Source organism: Aequorivita viscosa, assembly GCF_900106795.1.
In the GTDB taxonomy this organism is placed as follows: domain Bacteria; phylum Bacteroidota; class Bacteroidia; order Flavobacteriales; family Flavobacteriaceae; genus Aequorivita; species Aequorivita viscosa.
In genome coordinates this window covers 1-7,069 of record NZ_FNNS01000049.1, presented here as the reverse complement: position 1 = coordinate 7,069, position 7,069 = coordinate 1, and the positions used below count along the sequence as shown (strand labels likewise).

Genomic DNA, 7,069 nt, shown 5'->3' with positions numbered 1-7,069 from the left:
ACAGCCAGGAAAACCAACTCAAAATGCTTTTATAGAACGTTTCAACGGCTCATATAGGCGTGGGGTGCTAAACAAATATATTTTTGAAGACCTAAACCAAGTGCGTGAACAAACTCAAATTTGGATGGATGATTATAACCATAAAAGACCACACGATAGCTTAGGGAAAATACCACCAGTAAAATATGCTGAAAACAAACGTGTCGCTGCCGCTAGGCTCATTTTAAAATAAAATGGCTTTAAAGAAACGATATGAAGAGAAAGCCATTCTATTTTAAAACGTAAAAAATTATATATTTGGAAAAACTAACAGTTCTAAATAGGGGAAGCTTACATTAGTATCTATCTAACCAACAAATCAGCAAGTTTTATGTTGATAATTGTTAATTGGTTATTAGTCCGTTGGTTATAAATATGTTAATTTTGCGCTAGAAATAAACCTATAGGTTGATTTTATGGAAATATTGCGTACATTTGTCGACCAATATCAAGGTGTTTATCTTGCAAACTTTGATAATTGTCCTTTTTATCAAACACCCAAGGAGTATGAAACAGAATTGGATAAAATACAGGATCAGCTTCAAGATCCGTTATTTGTACGGAATTTCATCAAATCTTCCAAATCTGGATGGAAACAAGGTGCATTTAAAAACCACAATCTAACATTTTTAGTAACTAAAGTTCTTCAAGAAGCAGGAGATTTGTTCGATACCTTGGATGAAATATCTGAAGATTCTCAGGACGGTAATTGCTTTGAAGTTTTATTTGACGCATTTGTAGAGCTTTCAAAGCCTGAAAGATATGATGACCCAGGAAGAAAAAAAATGTATACATATGATCACGGTTCTTTATTAAGGTTATATGGAGTTCGGGTTGGAAATGATGCAATTATTATAACAGGTGCTGGTATAAAGTTAGTTGATAAGATGGATACTGAAGCTTTAAAAATGGAGTTAGACAAAATGAATTATTTGAAAGCTTGGATAAAACAAGAGAACATTACAGATTCTACACAATTATAAAATGGATAAAAACTTAAATAAAGTAATTACAAAAACGGCTACTCAGTGGAAAGAGCGAGCTAAAAAAGATCGTTCAAACAGGCGTAATATTACACGAGCGCAGGAATTCGCATTAGAGTTAATGGATTATATGGATTTGCATAATATTAAGCAGGTTGATTTAGCAAATAGGATGGATGTTAGTTCGCAACAAGTAAATAAAATATTACGAGCAAAAGCCAACCTCACATTTGAAACATTGGATAAAATAGCCGAGGCTTTAGAGGTTGAGATTTCATCCCCAAAAATAAAGTCAGGTAATAGCGCTCAAATGCCAGTTATCCATTATTCAATGCAAATTGTACATCAACGCAAGTTTAAGGTTATCGAGGAAAATGTGACTTCAAAAAGAATAAATAAACGAAACCCTGTTTTGAATACCAACATGGAAAACATGGATTGTTATACCTATACAGCGAATCAAATTTAGATAAAAATGGCATATAATAAATTGGGTTTTTCTTTTACGGGGCTTCGAACTGGATCATTTGCAATAATTGAAAAGGCCTTTAAAAAAACTGGTGAAACAAACTTGATTACTGGTTTGGGATTTGGTTTGGATATTGAGGGTCATATTGTTACCTGTAATGCTCGTTTTTCTTTTGAGAAAAAGAAAGATCAGCCTTTTTTAATTCTTGAAATACAGGCATTATTCGAAATAGAAAAAAATGATTTTCAAAATGTAATGAAACAAGCTGATAATACCTATTTAGTTACAAAAGGGCTTGCTGTTCATTTTGCGGTTTTGACAATTGGTTCTGCAAGAGGGATTTTACATGCTAAAACTGAAGGAACACCTTTTAATGAATTTCTTTTGCCTACAATTGATGTAAATAGTATGCTGCAAGAGGATGTAATCTTGAATTATAATTGATCCAAGGGATAGTGATTTTTACAAAAAAAATTCGGTGAAGTGAGGATAGAGTGACTTTATTTTTATTATCATTCTAAAAATAAAATAGTTGACCATCTGTTTAGGAATAATTATTATATTTGAGTATTCTCCCCATTTTTTAAGCCCACTCTTATGGTTTTCTGTAAAGAGTGGGTTTGTTTTTACTTTATGTTCCTATTTTATTTACCATATTATAGTGAGAAAAGAGCTGTTCGAAATATTAGAAGTATGAGTTTCTACCACTATACTAAGTCAAAGATACTTTTAGAGCTTTTAGAAATATCAATGTGTTTGTTCATATAATTAAGCGTTCACGGAAAATCACCAGTCAAAAAATTATCATGGCGAATTCATTTCGTTTTAAAATTAGCCTTGATGATTTTTCAAACCAATTCAAAATGAATATCAGGAATTATTTATTCTTTTAAGATTTTTTTCCTGTTGTTGGTCTTTTAAAACATTCCTTAAGTTCCCTATATCATCACTTATTTTATTCTCTAACACTTTCGCATAAATTTGAGTTGTCGATAGCTTGCTATGTCCCAACAGTTTGGAAACTGTTTCAAGGGGTACACCATTGCTGAGGGTTATTGTGGTTGCGAAAGTGTGGCGGGCGCAGTGGAAGGTAAATTTCTTTTGGATTTTTAACTCGGCTGCCATTTCTTTTAAATATTGGTTCACCTTCTGATTTGAGTAAACTGGAAGAAGCCGATTGTCCTTCATAGGGAAATCCCGGTATTTCTCAATGATATCCGCAGCTCTCTCCAATAAGGGAATTTTAACCGCCTGGCTTGTTTTTTCTCGTTTTGTAAAGATCCAATTATTTCCATCAATTCCTTTGACGATATTATCCTTGGTCAGTGTTTTGACATCGATATATGAAAGACCTGTGTAACAGGAAAAAATAAAAATGTCTCTGATCATGTTCAAATTAGATCTTTCGAAGTTTGCGTTTACAATGGTGTCAATTTCAAATTGTGAAAGGAAAGGGCGTTCTATCTTTTCGAACTTTAAAGAGAACTTAGCAAAAGGATCGCGCTGTACCCACTCAAGCTTTACAGCTAGATTGAGCAGTTTTTTCAATCGCTCCAAGTGTTTCATAACGCCATTATTATGTAGTGGTCTGGACTGTAGTTGCGCTACATTTCGACGTAAGAAATTATCAAAATCAATAATAAAAGCATAGTTGAGGTCGTCGAGATAAATGTCGTCTGTTTTTCTTTCTATTTTGAGGAATTTTTGGAGATAGGTTTCCGTAGTGTAATAGTTTTTTAATGTTCCAGGCTTCAATACGGATTTCATAGTGAATTTATGATATTCGCTGAGCTGGAGTAAGGTTTTGCTCAATTGGTCTTCACCCCTGTAACGTGCCATTATTGAATTGGCGGTAATCTGCTTTCGCTCTCTAATTAACTCTCGGTAGGCATCGTGCAATCCCATAGTAACATCATCCAAAAATGCATTAAGCACAATAGCCTCTTTACTGGTGCCTTTAAGTCTTTCTCTGGATTGATCCCAAAGTCGGGTAGTGAAAGTCCGTTTTAAACTAAATCTATTTCTTTTCCCATTTGCATTAATTCTGATGTACAAAGGGGTTTGGTTTTTGGTTGAATTTTCAAATCGTGGTTGAAAATTGAAAGAAAAGGAACCTGAATTTCTCATAATTAATACGTTTTCTAATTAAACAAATGTTTGAAAACGACTGTCAAATCGGTGTTTAGCGATAAAAAACACCATCCGAATGAGGAACCATTTTTGGTACCAAGAGGAACCATATTTGGTACATTTTGGCTCATTTTAGATGATTTTAGACCAAATTTAGAGAATTTTTCCTATGGGGTAAAAAGCTAAAAAACCCTGTAAACAATACAGTTTACAGGGTTTTGGTGTCATTTGACACATTGTATAGTCGGGATGACAAGATTTGAACTTGCGACCCCACGCCCCCCAGACGTGTACGCTACCAGGCTGCGCTACATCCCGATTGATGTTTTAAATCCGTACTTTACAATAAAGCACGACTGGTAATTTGTTTTCGGTGACTTCAAGTAGCGCTGTTTACACTGAGCTTGCCCGAACTGAGCGAAGCCGAAGTATCGAAGTGCTACATCCCAAAAGTTATGAGTGCAAAAATACTTAATTTATAAAGTTGGACAAGTATAAAATTGTTAATGCTGTTAATGCAACCCTAAGCCTTCCACAACTCAAGTTTTTGTAGTTGCTTGAAAGCAAAATAAGTGATGATATTAGAAATTTGAGAAATGTTTTAAAGAAGCAAAATGAGATGAACTAAATTTTAAAGGACTGCCTTTTTTATTAAATCAAAAACAGCCCTAAAGGTTTTCCTTACTGTAAAATATCTACTTGTTAATTGTGAGATTACTTATTCCATAAGAAACTACCTTTTCCAAGTTGATGATAGGTGATAGATTGATATGCAAAAACAAGATTTCTGATAAATAAGTTTTTATTTTCTATAGGGTACCTAGCTTAGGTAATTCAGCTGTATTAAAAGCGGTAATAAATAGCTCAGGAACATTAAAGAGTCTCATTAAAGACAATAATGATATTTCAGAAACCCAACGTGAGAAATTTCTGAGAAATACTACTAAAGTGGAGAAACAACAAGATAATGAAAGAAGATATTCCATTAGAGACACAAGGTATTTTGCGTACAATCGCGATCCTATACCCAAAAAATTAGAAGGTTGTTTGATTATTTAGTAGATGAATAATTAGTCGATATAAAATCTGTACAATATCCCAATGGACTGGTAGGGGAGATGTTTGAAAAATCTCCGTTGAAAAGCTTTAATGCTAACTTGTTTGATGAATCTGAAGTAAAAGCCCTAGAAAAAGTGGCCTCCAAATTTTAAAAACTTACTGCCTCCCAAATTAGAGAATTCAGTCACCAAGAAAAAGCATGGATAGATAATGAAAAGCAAAATCGATTAATAGATTATAATTATTTCTTTAAGTTGATTTATATCTAATCTTTTTAATGCCAATACGGTTTTTCGCAATAATCTAATTAATGTTTTCTGTAATTTTAGGGTGTACTAATTAAAACCCAATACCAAGGAAAATATTGAATCAATTAAACCAGGACCAAAGCCTAAGAAAGAAAATGAACCCCTGATAAGAGAAGCCGTGTTACACCTAAAACTAAGCCAAAACACCCAGGCTTAAGGCTTCACAGACATAAGCCAGGTGATTAATTGCATACGGATGCGAAAATCACTTCTTTAAAATACGTTTCACAACGTAATTTCCTTTATCATCAAATACTTTAACTTGATATACTCCCCTGCCTAGTGTACTTGTATTTATGATACTACTATGATGCTTTTCTAAAATTAATTGCCCTAAATTATTGTAAATTTCTACCTTAGTAACACTTGATTTTGATTTAATATTTAAAACATTATCTGTGGGAACAGGAAATAGATTATAGCTATCATTATTAGTCTCATTATTGTTTAGATTTAGCACCCCTGTATTTTCATACCAAGATATTTTATCATAATTGCTACTTCCATTTGTATAATAATCGTGTGCCGATGGAAAAATGTCTATATCACCATCATTATCTAAATCATCAGCAGAAACTGAAATTGCATTAATTTCATTCGTAGATATAATCTGTTTTACACCAAAATTGCCGCTGCCATCAAGATTTTCATACCAAGCTATTGTATGGTCTAAATAGGAGGCAGACAATACATCAATATCCCCATCATTATCCATATCAATTCCAAAAACTCCAGAAGCACCATCAGCGGTATTAGTAATTATTTTTTCGGTACTAAATGTACCTAAACCATCAGTGTTTTCATACCACGAAATTTTGTCATCATCATATGTAGCGGTTAATACATCCATATCACCATCGCCATCAATATCAATTACAAAAATATCTTTCACATTATTTAAATTATCAGATATAATATTTTTTGGAGCAAATACACCTAAGCCATCAATATTCTCATTCCAAGCAATTTCATCAAATGAAGCCGTAAGTACATCACTGTCACCATCACCATCAATATCAATTGCAAAAACTGCATTCGCATTAAGTGGCTCTATGAATTTTTTTTCACTAAAGTTTCCAAGGCCGTCTAAATTCTCAAACCAGTTAGCATTACCCGAAACACTTACTACATCCATATCACCATCACCGTCTATGTCTATAGAAAAAATATCCTCTGGCCAATATTCTTCTGAAGTTATAATGTTTTGGGTTCCAAAATTGCCTAGACCATCTAGGTTTTCATACCATCCAAATGTATTGTCGTTATAGGAAGCAGATAGAATATCCATATCCCCATCGCCATCCAAATCAGCAGCGTATATAGATCTTGGACTGTCTACGGTGCGAGAAATAATCCTTTGCACACCAAAGGTGCCTAAGCCATCTAAGTTTCTGTACCAAGCTATCTTGTCATCTTTTTTTGATGAAGACACTAAATCTTTAAACCCATCACCATCAAGATCAATTACCAAAATACAAGTAACAGAATTAACGAATGTAGTAATTAAATTACTTTCACTAAAATCTCCAAGACCATTCAAATTTTCGTTGTAATAAACTTCACCAATATGGCTTTGAGTACTTATTATATCTAAATCCCCATCATTATCCAAGTCGGCAGTAAGTACAGCCATCGCGTCATCTTTATTTGTGGCAATTATTTGTGTGGGACCAAAAGTTCCTTGACCATCCAAGTTTTTATACCAAGCTATTTTTTTATCACTCTCTGAAGCAGATAAAACATCCAAATCGCCATCATTATCAAGATCTGAAGCATATACGTCTCTAGCTCCATATGCGCTAGATGTAATAATTTGTCTTCCACCAAAAGTTCCAAGACCATTTAAATTTTCAAACCACAATACTTCATTTGTTGTATAAGAGCTCGCAAGTACATCAACGTCTCCATCACCATCAAGATCACCAGCATAAACTGAAGTTGGGGCACCATATTGCGATATAACTTTTTCGGAACTAAAAGCCCCTAAGCTATCTGTGTTTTCATACCAAGCAACCTTACCATCATTGCTAGAAGAAGACAATAAATCTATGTCTCCATCATTATCAATATCTACACCAAAT

At 33.7% G+C, this 7,069-nt stretch carries 6 protein-coding genes and 1 tRNA gene; 4 read left to right on the top strand and 3 right to left on the bottom strand.

Translation table 11 applies throughout. The features are described from left to right. The 4 genes from BLW28_RS15400 to BLW28_RS15385 form a co-directional block, all read left to right on the top strand. The coding region (locus BLW28_RS15400; protein ID WP_143036926.1) for an integrase core domain-containing protein at nt 1-232 on the top strand (232 nt) is incomplete at its 5' end. Nucleotides 233-455: 223 nt separating this feature from the next. Continuing rightward, nucleotides 456-1,022, top strand: coding sequence for a hypothetical protein (locus BLW28_RS15395; protein WP_073222316.1), 567 nt, complete (start codon nt 456-458; stop codon nt 1,020-1,022). A gap of 1 nt (nt 1,023) precedes the next feature. Continuing rightward, nucleotides 1,024-1,491, top strand: coding sequence for a helix-turn-helix domain-containing protein (locus BLW28_RS15390; RefSeq protein ID WP_073222319.1), 468 nt, complete (start codon nt 1,024-1,026; stop codon nt 1,489-1,491). Nucleotides 1,492-1,497: 6 nt separating this feature from the next. Next, nucleotides 1,498-1,935 carry a hypothetical protein gene (locus BLW28_RS15385; protein ID WP_073222321.1) on the top strand — a complete coding sequence of 146 codons (438 nt, stop codon included), beginning with the start codon at nt 1,498-1,500 and terminating at the stop codon, nt 1,933-1,935. Between the two features lie 426 nt (nt 1,936-2,361). On the opposite strand, the gene BLW28_RS15380 is transcribed toward BLW28_RS15385, so the two are convergent. The 3 genes from BLW28_RS15380 to BLW28_RS15370 form a co-directional block, all read right to left on the bottom strand. Then, on the bottom strand, nt 2,362-3,618 hold the full coding sequence (locus BLW28_RS15380; RefSeq protein WP_073222324.1) for a site-specific integrase: 1,257 nt from the start codon (nt 3,616-3,618) through the stop codon (nt 2,362-2,364). A 247-nt stretch (nt 3,619-3,865) separates the two neighbouring features. Continuing rightward, a tRNA-Pro gene (locus BLW28_RS15375) sits at nt 3,866-3,939 on the bottom strand. A 1,254-nt stretch (nt 3,940-5,193) separates the two neighbouring features. Then, nucleotides 5,194-7,069 (bottom strand): T9SS type A sorting domain-containing protein (locus BLW28_RS15370; RefSeq protein WP_143036925.1); only part of this gene is annotated, 1,876 nt, incomplete at its 5' end.